The following is a 17264-nucleotide window of genomic DNA, read 5'->3' as shown; positions in this document are numbered from 1 at the left end:
ATCGCCGATGACCGCTGCAACGCTGCAAGGGCCGCGCTATATGCGCTTCCTGCTCTTCATCGCCGGCATGGGCGGCCTGCTCTACGGCATCGACATCGGCATCATCGCCGGCGCCCTGCCCTATCTGGAGTCCACGGCCGTCGCGGCCTGGAAGCTCAGCGCCCAGCAGCTCAGCTTCATCGTCGCGGCCGTGCTGCTGGGCAGCGTGCTGTCCTCGCTGTTCGCCGGCGCACTGGCCGACGCCATAGGCCGCAAGCCCGCCATGCTGATGGCCGGCGCGCTGTTCACGCTCAGCATCCCGGTCATCGCGCTGGCCGACGGCTATGTGCCGCTGCTCATGGGCCGGCTGCTGCAGGGCATCAGCGGCGGGCTGATCGGCGTCGTCGTGCCGCTCTACCTCGCCGAATGCCTGAGCGCCGACCGGCGCGGCCGCGGCACCGCGATGTTCCAGCTGCTGCTGACCATCGGCCTGGTCGTCGCCGCGCTGATCGGCCTGGTGCAGGCGCGCGGCGTCGAGGCGGCCAGTGCTGCGGCCCAGGCCGCGGGCGGCGACGTGCAGCAGGCCCTGTTCGTGGCGCGCGACCAGGCCTGGCGCAGCATCTTCTGGATGAGCCTGGCGCCCGGCCTCGTCTTCACGCTGGGCGGGCTGCTGCTGACCGAGTCGCCGCGCTGGCTGCTGCGCCGCGGCCGCAGCGATGCCGCCCTGGCCGCACTGCGCCGCAGCCTGCCCGAGCCGCAGGCCAACGAGACGCTGGCCGCCATCGCCGCCAGCAGCAGCGCCAGCGCCGCCACGAGCACCACCGAGCCGCTGCTGAGCCGCCGCTATGTGCTGCCCTTTCTGCTCGCCTGCCTGGTGCTGGCCTGCACCCAGGCCACCGGCATCAACTCAGTGCTCGCCTATGCGGTGACCATCCTGAACGCCGCCGGCCTGCCGGGCTCGATGGCCAACTGGGCCGACGTGGCCATCAAGCTGCTGAACGCGGCCGTCACCGTGCTGGCCGTCAGTCTCGTGGACCGCAAGGGCCGCAAATTCCTGCTGATGCTGGGCAGCGGCGGCATCGCGCTGTCGCTGCTGGGCGCGGCGCTGCTGTTCCGCTCCGCCGAGGGCGAGCTGCATGACATGGCCCCGGCGCTGGCCGCGCACCAGCAGGGCGACGACCTCTCCCTCACGCTGGACGCCGCGCAATGGCGCGCGCTGGGCGCCGACCCGGCGACCGGCGCGCAGATGCTGACCGTGGCCTGGTCCTATGGCGAGTTCAGCAATGTGCAGACGCTGCGCTCCGACGCCGGCCCGACCCGCCTGAACATCCGCCGCAGCGACACCGTGCAGCCCGACAACGTCATCGGCGCGCTGTTCCGCCGCCTGCACCTCAACCCCTTCGCCGACCCGGCCGCGTCGGCGCAGGCGCCGCTGCGCATCGATTCCGCCCGGCTCGGCCCCGTGCCCGGCGCGGCGCACGGCATCTGGACGGCCGCCTGCATCCTCGCCTTCGTCGCTTTCTTCGCCGTGGGGCCGGGCGTCTGCGTCTGGCTGGCGCTGTCGGAGCTGATGCCCACGCGCATCCGCTCCAACGGCATGAGCATCGCGCTGCTGGTCAACCAGTTCGTGTCCACCTCCATCGCCGCCGTCTTCCTGCCCACCGTGGGCCGGCACGGCTACGCGGCCATGTTCTTCTTCTGGGCCGGCTGCACGCTGGTCTTCTTCCTCGTCGCGGCCAGGCTGCTGCCCGAGACCAAGGGCCGCACGCTGGAGGAGATCGAGGGCTTCTTCGCGGGCCGACGCGGCTGAGCGGCCGGATACATCTGCAAACCTCGCCGCATGGGCGGCGCGCAGAATCGAGGCGTGGCCACGGCGGGCGCCGCGAGCCGCAAGCGCTCCAGGGAAAGCAATGGAGGCAGGCCATGCGCAGCAGATTCATCGCCTTGTGCATTTCACTTCTTTGCGCTGCCGCCGCGGGCCCCACCCAAGCCGCCGTCAGCGTGAGCATCGGCATCAACGTCCCGGCCTACCCGCAGATGGTGGTCGTGCCGGGCTACCCGGTCTATTACGCGCCCGGCCTCGGCGCCAATTTCTTCTTCTACGACGGCATGTACTGGGTGCTGGAGGGCGACGACTGGTATATGAGCTCCTGGTACAACGGCCCATGGGTCATCGTGGCGCCCGCCTATGTGCCCTACTACCTGCTGCGCGTGCCGGTGCGCTATTACATGGCCCCGCCGCCCTACTTCGGCGGCTGGCAGCCCGGCGCCCCACCGCGCTGGGGCCGCCACTGGGGCCCGCAGTGGGAACAGCAGCACCACGACTGGGACCGCTGGAACCGCAGGGCCATGCCCGGGCCGTCACCGCTGCCCAGCTACCAGCGCCGCTATGCGGGCGAGCTCTACCCCAGCCCCGGGCAGCAGGCCGACCTGCAGGCCCGCAACTATCGCTACCAGCCGCGCAGCGAGGCCGCAAGGCAGCAGCTGCCGCCGCTGCAGATGGAGCGGGATCGCGGCGTGCCGGCGGCCGCGCCGCGGCGGCCGCAGATGGAGGCCCCGCAGGCCCAGCGCCCGGCGCAACGCCCGCAGGAGTGGCCGCCACAGCAGGAGCCCCGCGGCGGCGGCCCGCCGCCACGCTACGAGGCCGGCCCACGCATGCAGCCCCAGCCGATGCCGCCGCAACCGGTCCCGATGGCCGCACCCAACGCGCCGCAGCACCCGGCGCAGGGCCGCGGCGAGCCGCAGGAGCGCGGCCACGGCAAGGGGCATGGCGACGACGGCAAGGACAGGCGCGACCAGGGCGGGCCGCCGGGGCGGTAGCAGCGGTTCGGGGGCGGTCACCGCGCTGCCACCGTTAGGGCACACTCGTGCGATGCCCGCCACCAAGCCCGCCGCCCCGCCCGAGGCCGCCCCGGCCTTGTTCAAGAACGCCAAGGCATTCGAGGCCTGGCTGAAGAAGCATCACGCCAGCTCCGGCGGCCTCTGGCTCAAGATCGCCAAGCGGGGCGCCGACGAGCCCAGCGTCACCTACGCCGAGGCTGTGGAGATCGCGCTCTGCTGGGGCTGGATCGACGGCCAGAAGAAGGGCCTCGACGGCCAGCACTTCCTGCAGCGCTTCACGCCGCGGCGCGCGCGCAGCATCTGGTCGAAGATCAATGTCGACAAGGTCGCTGCCCTCATCGAGGCGGGCCGCATGCAGGCCCCGGGCCACGCGCAGATCGAGGCCGCCAAGGCCGACGGCCGCTGGGCCCAGGCCTACGACAGCGCGCGCACGTCCACGGTCCCCGAGGACCTGCTGGCGGCGCTAGAGGCCGAGCCCAGGGCCAAGGCCTTCTTCGCGACGATCAATGCGACCAATCGCTACGCGGTGCTGTGGCGCATTCAGACGGCCGTGAAGGCCGAGACGCGCGCGAAGCGCATCGCCCAGCTGGTGGAGATGCTGGCGCGCGGCGAGACCATCCACATCTTCAAGCCCAAGGCCAAGGCATGACGGCGAGGTTGATGCGGGCGGGCTCTTCCCAGCCCCACCTGTCGAAGCGCGGCCACGAGGCTTCACCGGATGGCACCGACGGCCGCGGCACTTCCTTCGGCAGCGGCTTTCAGAGCGACACGAGGGCCGGGCATTGGGCTCACGAGGCTCGACAGCCTGACTGCACGCCAGCGGCCAGGAACGGCCCGTCGCGAGCGGCGGCATTCGGGTAGGCTGATCACATGGCAATACTGGTGCCCCCTCCAATCGAGAAGCTGCCGATCTTCGTGCTTGGCTCCGTCCTAGCACTGGTTGGGGCATTCCTCGCGGTGCAGGAGACGATGTTCAGCTGGCAGCAACTCAAAGCCGTTGCGATGATTGCTGCCGGGGTGGGCGCCACGTTCTATGACGTCCGTCGGCGCGCTCGCAAAGCAAAGCAGGCAAAAGGCGAGGACGGTGATTCGAACTGATGCCGGCGGCCGACCGGCGACGACCGTTGAGCATCTGCTGCCGGCCACTACCTGCCGTTGGCGAACGGCAGGTTCTTGATAGGCTACCAAGTCGATCGCAGCCTCGGCTGGACGCGCCACGCGCACGGCTCCGTCGGAGTGAATCGGCTAGAATCAGTCTGCATTCAGACCGAATTCGGTTCGAGCAGGAGTCCGCCATGAATCTTTCCACCCGCGTTCGCTCCCTTAGCGATTTCAAGGCCAACGCCGCCGAGATCTTGCTCGATCTTGAAAAGCGGGGTGAGCCGCTCGTGATCACCCAGAACGGCCAAGCCAAGGCCATCCTGCAGGACCTGGGTGCCTACGAGAAGACGCAGGAAAGCCTGGCCCTGCTCAAGATTTTGGCTCTCGGCAGTCGCCAAGTTGAGGCCGGCAAGTCCATGCCGTTGGCCGGCGCGGCCGCACGCGTCAAGGCCAAGCGCGCCGCCGCATGAGCCTGCCTGTCAGCTACAAGGTCGAGATCACGCTCGACGCCCAAGCTGATCTAGAAGACATCTACGACTACATCGCCGAGCACGATTCGCAGCCCGCGGCGGAACACGTGATCGACAAGATCGAGGCGGCCGGGCTGAAACTGTCAGTCTTTCCGGAGAAGGGTAGTGTCCCGGCTGAACTGCTCGACTTGGGAATTCGGGACTACCGTCAGACATCCTGGAAGGCATACCGGCTCATCTACAGAATCGTCGACGCGAAGGTCTACATCTATGTTATCGGCGACGGACGGCAGGATTTCCGGACACTGTTGATGCGTCGCTTGTTGAGCGCCTGAGCAACCTCTCGCTCCGACCTCAATTGCCCATCTCGCTGCGCGTTCTCTCCATGCTTGGCTGCTCGCAGCGCTGGCCGCGAGCGGGCTATCTCGGCCACGAGCAGGCCTAGGCCACGGCCAGCTAACAGGTTGGCCAGTCTTTTTCCTGGCGCACAAGCCGGCGTGAGCTCCAGGCTGCGGCGGCGTATCGCCGCCTAGGTACACGGTCACAAGGCAACCGCGCGCTTTACCGCAAACCTTTCACCGCCCAGGCGCGCGCGACAAGCTCCATCGAGCCGTCGGATCCGATCGGCAAGCACGAGCGGATGTGCTCGCGCAAGGCGGCACGCCGCTCCTCGCTCAACGACATCGCATACCCAGGCGCCGGCGCCTGGCCGCCGAGTGCGCGCGTGCTCGACGAAACGCGCAGAGGCATCGATCCTTTCACCGATCGCGGCTGCACGCAATGCAGCACAAGTTCGGTGAGCGCGCCGGCGCCGCAGCCGACATCAAGCCAGCTAGCCCCGGCGCAGGCGCCGGCCAAGCGAGGAAGCCCCAGACCTCCAGGCGGCTCCAGCGGCCGACATAGGGTTCGTACAGGTCGCCCGCGGCCCAGGTGTCCTTGCACTGTCCACTCATGAGTGTGCTCACAGAAGCATGGCCTGCGGCACAAGTGCCGCTGCCCTGCACCGCCATTTGCACCAGCTGGAAACTTTGGCCCTACGGCACGGCATGGGACGAAACCTGAGAGGCTATTGACAAATCCCGGTGTCGGGATCGCAAAGCAGCACCCTCGAGCGGTTACGCACGCTCGAGTTCCAACCATTGATCTGATTGACGCCGAAGTTGCCCCGAATGGCAGCGCCGACGGTGTTCCCAGTTCCCCCGCTCAGATCTTTGGTGATGATCAACCCGTACGCACTGCCTCTGCCGTCGTTGTTGGTGATTGCCAGGTTTATCGTGGTCAAGCCGGTGAGAAGGTCCGTCGCGAGAATGCCAACTCCTGCATCGCCGTTGGCATTGGCGGTGATCGAGACCTTGTTGTTGGAGAGCAGGCCTCCATCCAGGGCAGATACAACGATCCCGGCGAGGGGGACATCCGCCTCATTGACCCAACTGGCCCAGGAGTAGTCGCCCAGCGGGACCGATGAGGAAACTCGGTTGTCGAGGATCGAATGCCCTGTCGCCCGACCGACGCGGCCGATGTCCAAGATGGCCGCTCCGCCGTCGCCATTCCCCAGGACCCTGAAGCCATTGAAGCTGTTCCGCGTCACCTGGACGTTGTTCCCGCCAATAACGAACACCCCGAAAGCGCCGCCCAGGAAGGTATTGGCGCCGATGACTAGGTTGTTGGCGCCGGCCGTCGACTGGATGCCGCGCGAGAGAGGATCACGATTGACGTCAGAGAGACCGTTGCCGTCGAACACGAACTGGCTGATGGACGTTCCAGACGCTGCGGCATCGACGACGAACCCCCGTTTGACGGCGTTGCCGACGGGGCCCGGAACGCCTGGTGGGCAACCAATGATGGTCGCGCCGCCTTCCCCGACGAGGTTCAGCGTCTTGGTGACTCGTGCGCCGCACCATCTCCCGGGGCCTACCCGAATCACGTCACGCGGCTGGGCGGAGTTGATGGCAAGTTGGATGCTCGGGTAGTCCTCAGGCACACGGATGGCCTGGGGCCTGGGAAAGCGCATCGCTTGCCCCGGAGCATTGGGGTAAAGCCACACCATCTGGTCCATGTCGTCCGGTGCAAGCCCGTGACCGATGACACCTGGGCCAAAAGCTGGGTACATCACCGCATTCGGGTCGGGCGAGTGGCACAGCCCGGCGGCATGCCCGTTCTCGTGCAGCAGCACGTAGCGGATGTCGTAGCGAGTGGGCGTCAAGTCAACCGGGTTGGCGAAGAACTCGAAGTTCTGCCCGTTGATGAGGGTGTCGGCCTCGACGATTTCGCCTGTAGAAAAGCGGAAATACGTCTGAGTCACGGCGAGTGCATTGGGATTGAGCGGCCAGGGCGTGAGCCAACCCACCGTGTTGATGCCGTCGAAAGCCGGCCCCGCCCCCGTCGTGCTCTGGAACTGCACGCTGTACGCGGACTTGGGCACGGCACTCCACTCCACTTCGCCTGCCTGGAGCGCCTGCATCGCGCCGCCGGGCGTGGTGTCACCCGCCGGGTTGTAGTACTGCGGCACAAAGGGACTCTTGTTGGTCTTGTCGAAGAATTGCGGCCAGAACAGGATGGGTAGCTGAGAGCAATTCGTGACCGGCTTCGCGCCATGCCTCGCAAGCGCATCGTCAACGATCCCGGCGGCGTCCACGCCGGCTGGGATGCTGAGTGTGATGTTGACGAGTACGCCTTGATCGCCATCTTGCCGCAGCCCAGTGACATGGATGGTCTGCTGCGCAGAAGCCGCTTGCGCGGCCTCCATGGCCAAACCGCAGACCAGTGCGAGTGACGCGAAAAGCAGCGGCAGCAATCTACGCTGAAGGGCTCTGCGCATTGGGGGCCTCCCTCGAGGTGGTCGACTCTGGCGCCGACGATGGAACCCGGAACCACTACGACCGCTACGCTGAACGATCCTCCTTAGGAGGATCGCTGCGTCGACGGACGCCTCCAAGACATGGGAATCCGCGGGCACGAGCCTACGCGCAGAACTGCTTGAAGTGCCCCCCTCACTGAGGGGGCTCAGGGGCACGCCGCGACGCCGGCGCCAGCCTAAGTACACGTGATAGTCAAGGCGTTTGGCTTGACGATGCTGCGCCGTCGAGCCCGAGACGGTGAACGACTGCTTCGGGCCGCCCAGTCGCGCAAGACTAACTTCCGCAACGGGTCGTTCAGCGACATTCAGCATCGCACCCCGTCCGAGTGCGCCGCCTTACGGCAGCACCGCCGTCACCTCGATCTCCACCTTGGCCCGATCCTCCATCAGCGCCGACACCTGCACCGCACTCATCGCGATGCCGTAGTCGCGGCCCAGCACCTCGCGGTAGGCCTGGCCCACCTCGCGGCCGCGGGCGATGTATTCGCGCTTGTCCATCAGATACCAGGTCATGCGCACGATGTGCTCGGGCGCGGCCCCGGCCTCGGCCAGCACGGCGCGCACGTTCAGCAGCGCCTGGCGCACCTGGGCGATGAAGTCGTCGCTGTCGAACTCGCAGCGCTCGTTCCAGCCGATCTGGCCGGCGACGAAGACCTGGCGGCCGCTGGCCGCGACGCCGTTGGCATAGCCGCGCGGCGCGGCCCAGCCGGCGGGCTGCAGGATCTGTTTGCTCATGGGGTCTCCTGGGCGCGCTCGAGTGCGGCGCGCAAGTCGGCGGGCAGGGGATGGGGCTTGTGCGTGTCCAGCGAGGTGCAGACCAGCACCTGGTCGAATTCGACGCGCGTGCCGTCGTCACCATCGAAGGCGATGGCCAGCGTCAGCGAGCTGCCGCCCAGGCGCACGAGGCTCAGGCGCTGGCGCAGGCGGTCGCCGATGCGGCTGACGCGCCTGAAGCGGGTGTCCAGCTGCGCGGTGGGCATGCCGATGCGGCGCTCGCCGATGAGCTGCGCGAACGGGATGCCCAGGCCCTGCGCGAACCAGTCCTCGACGAGCTCGTTCAGCATCTCGAAATAGCGCGGGTAGAACACGATGCCGGCCGGGTCGCAATGGCCGAAGCGCACGCTCAGCTCGCGCTCGAAGACGACGCCGGGCATCAGCCGGGCTCCCGCAGCTTGAAGCGCTGCAGCTTGCCCGTCTCGGTGCGCGGCAGGCTGTCGCGGAACTCGACGGCACGCGGGTATTTGTAGGGCGCGATGCTCGCCTTCACATGCTCCTGCAGCGCCTTCGCATCGGGCGCATGGCCCTCGCGCAGCACGACGAAGGCCTTCACGAGCTGGCCGCGCTCCGCGTCGGGCACGCCGATGACGGCGCATTCGGCCACGGCCGGGTGGGCGAGCAGCGCGGCCTCGATCTCGGGGCCGGCGATGTTGTAGCCGCCCGAGATGATCATGTCGTCGGTGCGGGCCTGATAGACGTAGTAGCCGTCGGCGTCGAGCAGGTAGGCGTCGCCGGTCAGGTTCCAGCCGTCTTGCACATACTGGCGCTGGCGCTCGTCGGCCAGGTAGCGGCAGCCGGTCGGGCCCTTCACGGCGAGGCGGCCGACCTGGCCGGGCGGCAGCGGGCGGCCATCGTCGCCGAGGATGCAGGCGCGGTAGCCGGGCACGGGCCTGCCGGTGGCGCCGGGCCTGGCCTCGGCCTCGGTGTGGGAGATGAAGATGTGCAGCAGCTCGGTCGCGCCGATGCCGTCGATGAGCTCGATGCCGGTGGCCTGCTTCCACAGCGCCCGCGTGGCCGCCGGCAGGGCCTCGCCGGCGCTGACGCATTTGCGCAGCGCCGAGATGTCGTGCTGCGCGGCCAGCGGCGCCATCGCGCGGTAGGAGGTGGGCGCGGTGAAGCAGACCGTTGCGCGGTGCTCGACGATGGCCTTCAGCAGCAGCTCCGGCGCGGCCTTCTCCAGCAGCACGGTCGATGCGCCCACGCTCATCGGGAACAGCAGCAGGCCGCCCAGGCCGAAGGTGAAGGCCAGCGGCGGGCTGCCGATGAAGACGTCGCTGGAGCGGGCCTGCAGGCAGTGCGGCGGCCAGCAGCGGCAGGCGGCGATCAGGTCGCGATGGAAGTGCATCGTGCCCTTGGGCTGGCCGGTGGTGCCGGACGTGAAGGCGATCAGCGCGCAGTCGTCGCTGGCGGTGTCGACATTGGTGAACGTGGCCGGCTGGCGCGCGGCGCGCGCCTCCAGGCCGTCGGGCGCGCCACTGCGGAAGTGGCAGATGCCGCGCAGCACGGGGTGCTGGGCCTGGGCCGCCATGAGTTCGTCGGCCAGCGCCGCGTCGCACAGCGCATGGCTGACCTCGGCCTTGGCGATGACCTGGCCCAGCTCCTTGGCGCGCAGCAGCGGCATCGTCGCCACCGCGATGGCGCCGGCCTTGACGACGGCGAACCAGCAGGCCGCCAGCTGCGGCGTGTTGGCACCGCGCAGCAGCACGCGGTTGCCGGGCACGACGCCGAGCTCATTGACGAGGACGTTGGCGATGCGGTTGGCCTCGGCCTGCAGCTCGGCATAGGTCCAGCGCAGGCCGGCGCCCTGCACGCAGGGGCGCCCACCCTGGCCCTGCGCGACCCAGCGGTCCAGCAGCTCGGTGGCCGCGTTCAGCCTGGGGCCGAACTGCAGCTCGGGCAGGTCGAAGACCAGCTCGGGCCACTGGTCCTGCGGCGGGAGGTGATCTCTTGCGAAGGTATCCAGATGGGCCGAAGGATGCATGTTCAAGCCTGCTTCAGAAGCTCACGACCGATGATGAGCTGTTGCACTTCGCTGGCGCCCTCGTAGATGCGCAGCGCACGGATTTCCCGGTAGAGGGATTCGACAATCTCGCCCCGGCGCACGCCGCGGCCACCGAAGAGCTGCACGGCCGCGTCGATGACCTGCTGCGCGCCCTCGGTGGCCATCAGCTTGGCCATCGCGGCCTCCTTGGTGATGGTGCGGCCCTGGTCGCGCAGCCAGGCGGCGCGGTAGACCAGCAGCGCGGACGAATCCACCGTGCAGGCCATGTCGGCCAGCCTGGCTTGCGTGAGCGGCAGGTCGGCCAGCGTGGCGCCGAACATGGGCCGCGCCTTGGCCTGGGCCAGGCCTTCCTGCAGCGCGCGGCGACCGAAACCCAGCGCCGCGGCGGCGACGGAGGTGCGGAACACGTCCAGCGCGCGCATCGCCACCTTGAAGCCTTCGCCCGGTGCGCCCAGCATCTGGCTCTTGGCCACGCGACAGTTCGTGAAGCGCAGGCGCGCGAGCGGGTGAGGCGCGATGACGGCTATGCGCTCCGCGATGTCGAAGCCGGGCAGGCCGGCGTCGACGATGAAGGCGCTGATGCCGCGGGCCCCGGGCGCCTCACCCGTGCGCGCGAACAGCACATAGAAATCCGCGATGCCGCCGTTGGAGATCCAGGTCTTCTCGCCGTTCAGCACATAGGCGTCGCCGTCCTCGACGGCGCTGCACTGCATCGCCGCGACATCCGAGCCGGCCTCCGGCTCGGACAGCGCGAAGGCCGCCAGCGCCTCGCCGCGTGCGACGCGCGGCAGGTAGTGCGCGCGCTGCGCCGCGGTGCCTTGCAACGAGATCGCTCCCGAGCCCAGGCCCTGCATCGCGAACGCGAAGTCGGCCAGGCCGTCATGCTTCGCCAGCGTCTCACGGATCAGGCAGATGGCGCGGGTGTCGATGGCGTGGCCATCACCGGCCACCGCATGGTTCAGCCAGCCGGCTGCGCCCAGTTGCGCGACCAGATCGCGGCATTGCGCGTCCACGTCGCCGTCATGGTCCACATGCTGCAGATGCTCGCCGCACCAGGCGTCCAGCGCGGTTGCCAGCTCGCGGTGCCTGGCGTCGAAGAAGGGCCAGTCGAGGTGGTCCATTTCAATCCCCCTGGAAGACCGGCTTCTGCCTGGCCGCAAAGGCCTCGTAGGCACGGTGGAAGTCCTGGGTCATCATGCAGATGGCCTGGGCCTGGGCCTCGGCCTCGATGGCCTCGTCCACGCCCATGGCCCACTCCTGATGCAGCATGCGCTTGGTCATCGCATGCGCGAAGCTCGGCCCGGCGGCAATCTCACCGGCCCAGGCCATGGCCTCCGGCAACAGCTGCTCGGGCTCGACGAGGCGGTTCAGCCAACCCCAGCCATGGCCCTCCTCGCCGCCCAGGCTGCGGCCGCTGTAGAGCAGGTCCGAAGCGCGCCCCTGACCGACGATGCGCGGCAGCAGCGCGCAGGCGCCCATGTCGCAGCCGGCCAGGCCGACGCGGGTGAACAGGAAGGCCGTCTTGCTGCGTGCCGTGCCCACGCGCAGGTCCGAGGCCATCGCCATGATGGCGCCGGCACCGGCGCAGACGCCGTCGATGGCCGCGACGATGGGCTGGGGACAGGCGCGCATGGCCTTCACCAGGTCGCCCGTCATGCGCGTGAAGGCCAGCAGGTCGGGCATGCTCATCGCGGTCAGCGGGCCGATGATCTCGTGCACGTCGCCGCCGGAGCAGAAGTTGCCGCCCGCGCCCTGGATGACGATGGCCTTGACTTCGTCGACGTAGCTCAGGCGGCGGAACAGGTCGCGCAGCTCGGCGTAGGACTCGAAGGTCAGCGGGTTCTTGCGCTCGGGCCGGTTCAGCGTGACGAGGCCGACGGCCCCCTGCTGCTGCCAGAGGAAGTGTTGGGGCGCGTAGCCGGCCAGGCTTTGGCGGTTGCCCGAGCTCAGGTGCGGGTTCATGTCGTGGCGTCCTTGGACAGATGTGTTTTCAGTTGCGCGAGCAGCTCGTAGACCTGGATCTTCTGCGCGGGCGTCCAACCGGCGAAGAGCTCGACGATCCAGCCCTCGTGCGTGGCCGCCATGCGCTTGAACTGGCGCCGGCCCTGGGGCGTGAGCCTGACGATGAAGCTGCGGCGGTCGTCGGCGCGGGTCTCGCGCAGTACCAGGCCCTCGGCTTCGAGCTGGTCGGTGATGCCGGTCACGTTGCCGCCGGTCACCATCAGCCGCTTGGACAGCTCGCGCATCGGCAGGCCGTCGGGGTGGCGCTCCAGCTGGGCGAGCAGGTCGAAGCGCGGCAGCGTGGTGCCGAAATCCTGCCGCAGGCGCTGGCGGATCTGGTCTTCCACGCGCGTCGTGCAGGACAGCAGGCGCAGCCAGAGCCGCAGCGCCTGGTGGTCGTCGGCGGAGGCACGGGTTTCGAGATCGAGATCTGCCGACATCACATCGTCTCCCCGCCATCCACGGCGATGGCCTGGCCGTTGACGCCGGCCGCGCCGACGAGCCAGGCGACGGTGGCGGCCACCTCGTCGGGCTGGATCAACCGGCCCTGCGGATTGACCCCGGCAAGCTCCGCCCTGGCCTGTTCCGCCGTGCGGCCGGTCTTGGCGACGATGTTGTCGATGGCGCCGGCGACGATGTCGGTCTCGGTATAGCCGGGGCAGACGGCGTTGACCGTCACGCCCCTGGCCGCCACTTCCAGCGCCAGCGCGCGGGTCAGGCCCAGCACGCCATGCTTGGCGGCGCAGTAGGCGGCGACATAGGCATAGCCCTTCAGCGCCGCGGTGCTGGCCACGTTGACGATGCGGCCCTGCCGGCGCGCCAGCATGCCGGGCAGCACGGCGCGGCTGCACAGGAAGGTGCCGGTCAGGTTGACGTTGAGCAGCCGCTGCCACAGCTCCAGCGAGGTCCTGCCGAGCGGCGCCGTCTCCACCTGGCCGGCGTTGTTGACGAGGATGTCCACATCCCCCACCGCCGCGAAGGCGGCCATGACGCCGGCCTCGTCGGCCACGTCGCAGACCTGGACGGCCACATCGCCCAGCGCGGCCTGCTGCGCGCGCAGCCTCGGCTCGCTGCGCCCCATCAGCGTCACGCGCGCACCCTGGGCGAGCAGCCTCGCGGCCACCGCGGCACCGATGCCGCTACCCCCGCCCGTCACGACGGCATGCCTGTGCTTCATACGCCCAGCGCCTTGTTCGCCTGCTCGGCCGCGGCCACGCCCGCCGAGCGCTGGCGCTCGAACTCGCGTTCAAGCTGGCTCTTGCCCGACAGGTATTGCCGCGGCCAATCCAGACCCGTGGGCCCGCCATAGCCGATGCGCGCGGCCTCGGTCAGCGTCCAGGCCGGGTTGGCCAGGTGGGGCCGTGCGATGGCGCAGAGGTCAGCGCGCCCGGAGGCGACGATGCTGTTCACATGGTCGGCCTCGGAGATCGCGCCGACGGCCATCGTCGCGATGCCGACGCGGTTGCGGATGCTCTCGGCGAAGGGCGTCTGCCACATGCGGCCATAGACCGGCTTCTGCGCCTTGCTGACCTGGCCGGAGGACACGTCGATGAGGTCGGCGCCGGCGGCCTTAAAGGCGGCGGCGATGGCGACGGCGCCCTCCGGCGTCGTGCCACCGGGCACCCAGTCATGGGCCGAGATGCGCACGGACATCGGCCGGCCTTCGGGCCAGGCGGCGCGCATCGCGGCGAAGACCTCGAGCGGATAGCGCAGGCGCTGTTCCAGCAAGCCGCCGTAGTCGTCCCTGCGCTGGTTGGTCAGCGGCGAGATGAAGGCGGACAGCAGATAGCCGTGGGCGCAGTGCAGCTCCAGCCAGTCGAAGCCGGCCTCCGCCGCGCGCCGGGTGGCGGCGACGAAGTCGTCGCGCACGCGGTCCATGTCGGCGCGTGTCATCGCGTGGGCGAGCTGGCTGACGCCGGGCAGGTATTGCTGCTCGCTGGCCGCCATCAGCGGCCAGTTGCCGCTCGCCAGCGGCCGGTCCTCGCCACCTTCCCAGGGCAGGCAGGTCGAGCCCTTGGGCCCGGCGTGGCCGAGCTGCATCGCGACCTTGGCGCTGCTGCTGCCGTGGATGAAGTCGACGATGCGCCGCCAGGCCGCGCCCTGGGCGTCGTTCCACAGCCCCGGGCAGCCGGGCGTGATGCGCGCGTCGGGCGACACGCAGGTCATCTCGGCAAAGACGAGGCCGGCGCCGCCCTGGGCGCGCGCGCCGAGGTGGGCCACGTGGTAGTCGCCGGGCAGGCCGTCTTCGCAGCTGTACTGGGCCATCGGCGACACGACGACGCGGTTCTTCAGCGTGAGGCCGCGCAGCCTGAAGGGCGTGAACATCGGCGGCACTTGTGCCTCCACGCCGCTGCGGCCGGCCAGCCAGCGTTCGAACCCGCCGACATAGGCGCTGTCACGCAGCCGCAGGTTCTCGTGCGAGATGCGCTGCGAGCGCGTCAGCAGCGAATAGGCGAATTGCTCAGGCTCCAGCCGCGCATGACGCTCGACGTTCTCGAACCATTCCGTGGAATTGCGCGCCGCGTTCTGGATGCGCAACACCTCGACGCTGCGGCTGGCCTGGTATTCGGCCAGCGCGGCTTCGAGGTCGCCGCCGTGCTGCTCGATGTCGCGCGCCAGCGCGATCGCGTCCTCCAGCGCCAGCTTGCTGCCCGAGCCGATCGAGAAATGCGCCGTGTGGGCGGCGTCGCCCATCAGCACCACCGGCGTGCCCTGCTCGTTGCGGTGCACCCAGCTCTTGCACACCACGCGCGGGAAGCGTATCCACTGCGCCGAGCCGCGCAGATGGCTGGCGTTGGAGATCAGCTTGTGGCCGTCCAGCACCTGGGCGAAGAGCTTCTCGCAGAAGGCGATGCCCTCCTCCTTGCCCATGTCCTCCAGGCCCGCGGCCCGCCAGACCTCCTCGGGCGCCTCGACGATGAAGGTCGAATGCGTCGCGTCGAAACGGTAGGCATGGGCCTGGAACCAGCCCCATGGCGTCTGCTGGAAGTCAAAGGTGAAGGCGTCGAAGAGCCGGGTCGTGCCCAGCCACACGAAGCGGCAGCGGCGCAGGTCGATGTCAGGCTGGTAGTTGGCGGCGTATTTCTGGCGGATGCGGCTGTTCAGACCGTCGGCCGCGATGATGAGGTCGGCGTCGATGTCGGCGTCGTCGGCCACGTCGGTCTCGTAGGCCAGCTCGACGCCCAGCGCCTCACAGCGGGCCTGCAGGATGTTCAGCAGCTTCTTGCGGCCGATGCCGCAGAAGCCGTGGCCGCCGGACACGATGCGCCGGCCGTGGAAATGCACGGCGATGTCGTCCCAGTGGTTGAAGGCGTCGCTGATCTGCTCGGCCGTCTCGGCATCGGCCTCGCGCAGCGCGTCCACGGTCTGGTCGGACAGCACGACGCCCCAGCCGAAGGTGTCCCCCGCACGGTTTCGTTCCAGCACCCGCACCTGGTGGGCCGGGTCGGCCTTCTTCATCAGCAGCGCGAAATACAGGCCGGCAGGGCCGCCGCCTATGCAGGTGATACGCATGAGATGTCCTCTCGATGCGTTTCACTTTAGAAATCAATAGTTCAAACGTCAAGTATTTTTTTGAGCCTCCGGCCGGCGCCGGATGGGTCTGAGTCCCGGCACCTGGACTTCTCAAAGGCGCATCGCTAGAGTCAGACGACTAGGCAACTCATGGAGCAACGACGATGCGAACAGACCTGCGCTGGAAGATATCGGTGGCACTCTGCGGTGGACTCCTCGCGTGCGCGGGGGCCCATGCGCAGGAGAAGCATGTGGTCGCGTTCGATGCGCCGGCCAGCGGCAACAAATACACCGTGATGCACATCCTCGATGTCGGCGATGTGCCGGAACACAAGCTGCGTCTTTACGAACTGGTGCGCGCCTACGGCGGCAAGGACCAGACCATCGAGGGCGTGGTCCTGAAGGAGGCCGTGATCCGTGCCAGCAGCGACCTCACCGACCTGAACGGACTCGGGCGCAGCTATGTCGAATACCGGATGGAGAGCGGCGACAAGATTTTCGCGCGGGGCTACTTCCTGAACCACAAGCTGGCCAACACTGACCGCCTCAAGAACCTGACGGAACTGGACATCACGGGCGGGACCGGCAAGTTCCGTGGCATCCACGGCGTCGTACGTGCCGAGACCGTGAACGACGGCAAGGCCTTCAACCAGAACCGGACCGAGTTCGAATACTGGTTCGACAGGTAGCCGCGAGGCAATCCGTTGTCGAGCATGCCCGCAAGGCGACGCGAGCCGCCTTGCCTACTCCCAGCGCAGATGCACGACGCGATAGCCCCTGGCCTTCAGCGTCTGCAGCAAAAAGGGCAGCGCCCTCGCCGTCTGGTCCTGGGCATCATGCAGCAGCACGATGCCGCCGCCGCTCTTCGCGAGCTGGCCGAGCAGCTTGGTCGCAAGCATCTGCGGCGTCTGCTCGGGCAGCCAGTCCTCGGCGCCGGCGTCGACGGACATCACCGTGATGGCTTTCTCGCCTAGCGCCTTCAACAAGGTTGGCGTCTCTTCGAGGAAGGGGAAGCGCCAGGCCGCCGGCTCGGCACCCAGCGCCGCGCGGTAGGTGGCGATCATCGCGTCCAGGTCGGCCAGCTGCGCGGCCGTGGACAGTTGCGGGAAATGCTCGTGGCGGAAGCCGTGCATGCCGACGCTGTGGCCGGCGTCGCGCACCTGGCGGGCCAGCGCGGCGTTGGCGCGCAGCGGCTCGCCGTTCATGAAGAAGCTGGCCTGCACGCACTGCTCGGCCAGGGCCTTCAGCACCAGCGGCGTGGACTCGGGCCGCGGGCCGTCGTCGAAGCTCAGCACGACCTCCCCGGGCGCCAGCGTCGGCAGCGGCGCATGCTGGGCCGTGCCCCAGGCGGCGGCTTCACGCTTCAGGGTCAGCGTGCGCGAAGTGCCGATCGCATCGGCACCGCAGGCGGGCTGGGCGGCGGTGGCGGCGGCCATGGCGAGACTGAGCAGCAGGCTCATCAATGCGCTCCCACCGGGGCTTCTCTGCCCGCGGGCGCGGCCTCCAGGCCGTCGTGCGGGAAGGGCGCAACCCAAGCCAGCAGCACCGGCGGGATGGAGAAGACCAGCACCCAGCCGAAGAAGCCGGCGTAGTGGTGGCCGACGCCGTTCCACAGCAGCGCGCTGACACTGCCCGTGCCCCACTTCGTCAGCGCCATCACGCCGGTGGCCATCGCGTAGTGGGCCATGCGGAAGGGGCCGGGGGCGATCTGCTGCATCATGTA

General features: G+C 68.8%; 17 protein-coding genes and 1 pseudogene. 7 read left to right on the top strand and 11 right to left on the bottom strand.

The features are described 5' to 3' along the window. Nucleotides 1-7 precede the first annotated feature (7 nt). The 6 genes from EV671_RS23405 (at nucleotide 8) to EV671_RS23380 (ending at nucleotide 4726) form a co-directional block, all read left to right on the top strand. The gene (locus EV671_RS23405; RefSeq protein WP_132576334.1) at nucleotides 8-1789 is read left to right on the top strand and encodes an MFS transporter; all 1782 of its coding nucleotides are present in this window, start codon (nucleotides 8-10) and stop codon (nucleotides 1787-1789) included. Nucleotides 1790-1980: 191 nt separating this feature from the next. Next, nucleotides 1981-2799: a hypothetical protein gene (locus tag EV671_RS23400; protein WP_132576333.1), complete on the top strand. Its 819-nt coding sequence runs from the start codon at nucleotides 1981-1983 to the stop codon at nucleotides 2797-2799. Between the two features lie 52 nt (nucleotides 2800-2851). Continuing rightward, complete coding sequence (locus EV671_RS23395; RefSeq protein WP_132576332.1) at nucleotides 2852-3469, top strand: YdeI/OmpD-associated family protein; 618 nt, start codon at nucleotides 2852-2854, stop codon at nucleotides 3467-3469. A 221-nt stretch (nucleotides 3470-3690) separates the two neighbouring features. Continuing rightward, entirely contained in the window at nucleotides 3691-3918 is a 228-nt protein-coding gene (locus EV671_RS23390) for a hypothetical protein (protein WP_132576331.1), read from the top strand. Between the two features lie 197 nt (nucleotides 3919-4115). Then, nucleotides 4116-4391: a type II toxin-antitoxin system Phd/YefM family antitoxin gene (locus tag EV671_RS23385; RefSeq protein WP_132576330.1), complete on the top strand. Its 276-nt coding sequence runs from the start codon at nucleotides 4116-4118 to the stop codon at nucleotides 4389-4391. After that, entirely contained in the window at nucleotides 4388-4726 is a 339-nt protein-coding gene (locus tag EV671_RS23380) for a type II toxin-antitoxin system RelE/ParE family toxin (protein ID WP_132576329.1), read from the top strand. The genes EV671_RS23385 and EV671_RS23380 overlap by 4 nt, the downstream gene beginning before the upstream one ends. A gap of 731 nt (nucleotides 4727-5457) precedes the next feature. Here the strand turns inward: EV671_RS23380 and EV671_RS23370 are convergent. The 9 genes from EV671_RS23370 to EV671_RS23330 all read right to left on the bottom strand — a co-directional run bounded on the left by EV671_RS23370 (nucleotide 5458) and on the right by EV671_RS23330 (nucleotide 15541). Next, nucleotides 5458-7209 carry a matrixin family metalloprotease gene (locus tag EV671_RS23370; RefSeq protein ID WP_165917700.1) on the bottom strand — a complete coding sequence of 584 codons (1752 nt, stop codon included), beginning with the start codon at nucleotides 7207-7209 and terminating at the stop codon, nucleotides 5458-5460. Between the two features lie 375 nt (nucleotides 7210-7584). Beyond that, nucleotides 7585-7983 (bottom strand): RidA family protein, encoded by a 399-nt coding sequence (locus EV671_RS23365; protein WP_132576327.1) that lies wholly within the window; start codon nucleotides 7981-7983, stop codon nucleotides 7585-7587. Continuing rightward, nucleotides 7980-8402, bottom strand: coding sequence for an acyl-CoA thioesterase (locus EV671_RS23360; RefSeq protein ID WP_132576326.1), 423 nt, complete (start codon nucleotides 8400-8402; stop codon nucleotides 7980-7982). The genes EV671_RS23365 and EV671_RS23360 overlap by 4 nt, the downstream gene beginning before the upstream one ends. Further along, on the bottom strand, nucleotides 8402-10006 hold the full coding sequence (locus EV671_RS23355) for an AMP-binding protein (RefSeq protein WP_132576346.1): 1605 nt from the start codon (nucleotides 10004-10006) through the stop codon (nucleotides 8402-8404). The genes EV671_RS23360 and EV671_RS23355 overlap by 1 nt, the downstream gene beginning before the upstream one ends. A 2-nt stretch (nucleotides 10007-10008) precedes the next feature. Then, nucleotides 10009-11148 (bottom strand): acyl-CoA dehydrogenase family protein, encoded by a 1140-nt coding sequence (locus tag EV671_RS23350; RefSeq protein WP_132576325.1) that lies wholly within the window; start codon nucleotides 11146-11148, stop codon nucleotides 10009-10011. A gap of 1 nt (nucleotide 11149) precedes the next feature. Further along, on the bottom strand, nucleotides 11150-11989 hold the full coding sequence (locus EV671_RS23345; RefSeq protein ID WP_132576324.1) for an enoyl-CoA hydratase family protein: 840 nt from the start codon (nucleotides 11987-11989) through the stop codon (nucleotides 11150-11152). Next, nucleotides 11986-12468, bottom strand: a complete 483-nt coding sequence (locus EV671_RS23340; protein ID WP_132576323.1) for a MarR family winged helix-turn-helix transcriptional regulator — start codon at nucleotides 12466-12468, stop codon at nucleotides 11986-11988. Before EV671_RS23340 ends, EV671_RS23345 begins: the two co-directional genes overlap by 4 nt. Beyond that, nucleotides 12468-13205 (bottom strand): SDR family NAD(P)-dependent oxidoreductase, encoded by a 738-nt coding sequence (locus tag EV671_RS23335; protein ID WP_132576322.1) that lies wholly within the window; start codon nucleotides 13203-13205, stop codon nucleotides 12468-12470. The genes EV671_RS23340 and EV671_RS23335 overlap by 1 nt, the downstream gene beginning before the upstream one ends. Beyond that, nucleotides 13202-15541, bottom strand: coding sequence for a bifunctional salicylyl-CoA 5-hydroxylase/oxidoreductase (locus EV671_RS23330; RefSeq protein WP_132576321.1), 2340 nt, complete (start codon nucleotides 15539-15541; stop codon nucleotides 13202-13204). The genes EV671_RS23335 and EV671_RS23330 overlap by 4 nt, the downstream gene beginning before the upstream one ends. Before the next feature lie 164 nt (nucleotides 15542-15705). Here EV671_RS23330 and EV671_RS23325 point away from each other — a divergent pair, with 164 nt between their 5' ends. Continuing rightward, on the top strand, nucleotides 15706-16230 hold the full coding sequence (locus tag EV671_RS23325; RefSeq protein ID WP_132576320.1) for a hypothetical protein: 525 nt from the start codon (nucleotides 15706-15708) through the stop codon (nucleotides 16228-16230). A 54-nt stretch (nucleotides 16231-16284) separates the two neighbouring features. Here EV671_RS23325 and EV671_RS23320 read toward each other — a convergent pair whose 3' ends face one another. Together EV671_RS23320 and EV671_RS26880 are read right to left on the bottom strand one after the other, a co-directional pair. After that, entirely contained in the window at nucleotides 16285-17001 is a 717-nt protein-coding gene (locus EV671_RS23320) for a polysaccharide deacetylase family protein (RefSeq protein ID WP_132576319.1), read from the bottom strand. Beyond that, nucleotides 17001-17264 (bottom strand): annotated as a pseudogene (locus EV671_RS26880) (AmpG family muropeptide MFS transporter); the annotation flags it as partial. The pseudogene EV671_RS26880 and the gene EV671_RS23320, both read right to left, overlap by 1 nt.

It is taken from the genome of Roseateles saccharophilus, assembly GCF_004342485.1.
GTDB classification, from domain to species: Bacteria; Pseudomonadota; Gammaproteobacteria; order Burkholderiales; family Burkholderiaceae_C; genus Pelomonas; species Pelomonas saccharophila.
This window is presented reverse-complemented; position numbering and strand designations above follow the sequence as displayed.

Bases quoted from the DNA above. Each gene is read 5' to 3' on its own strand.
- EV671_RS23405 (WP_132576334.1), top strand. From the start codon at position 8: ATGACCGCTGCAACGCTGCAAGGGCCGCGCTATATGCGCTTCCTGCTC.
- EV671_RS23395 (WP_132576332.1), top strand. From the start codon at position 2,852: ATGCCCGCCACCAAGCCCGCCGCCCCGCCCGAGGCCGCCCCGGCCTTG.
- EV671_RS23390 (WP_132576331.1), top strand. From the start codon at position 3,691: ATGGCAATACTGGTGCCCCCTCCAATCGAGAAGCTGCCGATCTTCGTG.
- EV671_RS23385 (WP_132576330.1), top strand. From the start codon at position 4,116: ATGAATCTTTCCACCCGCGTTCGCTCCCTTAGCGATTTCAAGGCCAAC.
- EV671_RS23380 (WP_132576329.1), top strand. From the start codon at position 4,388: ATGAGCCTGCCTGTCAGCTACAAGGTCGAGATCACGCTCGACGCCCAA.
- EV671_RS23370 (WP_165917700.1), bottom strand. From the start codon at position 7,209: ATGCGCAGAGCCCTTCAGCGTAGATTGCTGCCGCTGCTTTTCGCGTCA.
- EV671_RS23365 (WP_132576327.1), bottom strand. From the start codon at position 7,983: ATGAGCAAACAGATCCTGCAGCCCGCCGGCTGGGCCGCGCCGCGCGGC.
- EV671_RS23360 (WP_132576326.1), bottom strand. From the start codon at position 8,402: ATGCCCGGCGTCGTCTTCGAGCGCGAGCTGAGCGTGCGCTTCGGCCAT.
- EV671_RS23355 (WP_132576346.1), bottom strand. From the start codon at position 10,006: ATGCATCCTTCGGCCCATCTGGATACCTTCGCAAGAGATCACCTCCCG.
- EV671_RS23350 (WP_132576325.1), bottom strand. From the start codon at position 11,148: ATGGACCACCTCGACTGGCCCTTCTTCGACGCCAGGCACCGCGAGCTG.
- EV671_RS23345 (WP_132576324.1), bottom strand. From the start codon at position 11,989: ATGAACCCGCACCTGAGCTCGGGCAACCGCCAAAGCCTGGCCGGCTAC.
- EV671_RS23340 (WP_132576323.1), bottom strand. From the start codon at position 12,468: ATGTCGGCAGATCTCGATCTCGAAACCCGTGCCTCCGCCGACGACCAC.
- EV671_RS23335 (WP_132576322.1), bottom strand. From the start codon at position 13,205: ATGAAGCACAGGCATGCCGTCGTGACGGGCGGGGGTAGCGGCATCGGT.
- EV671_RS23330 (WP_132576321.1), bottom strand. From the start codon at position 15,541: ATGCGTATCACCTGCATAGGCGGCGGCCCTGCCGGCCTGTATTTCGCG.
- EV671_RS23325 (WP_132576320.1), top strand. From the start codon at position 15,706: ATGCGAACAGACCTGCGCTGGAAGATATCGGTGGCACTCTGCGGTGGA.
- EV671_RS23320 (WP_132576319.1), bottom strand. From the start codon at position 17,001: ATGAGCCTGCTGCTCAGTCTCGCCATGGCCGCCGCCACCGCCGCCCAG.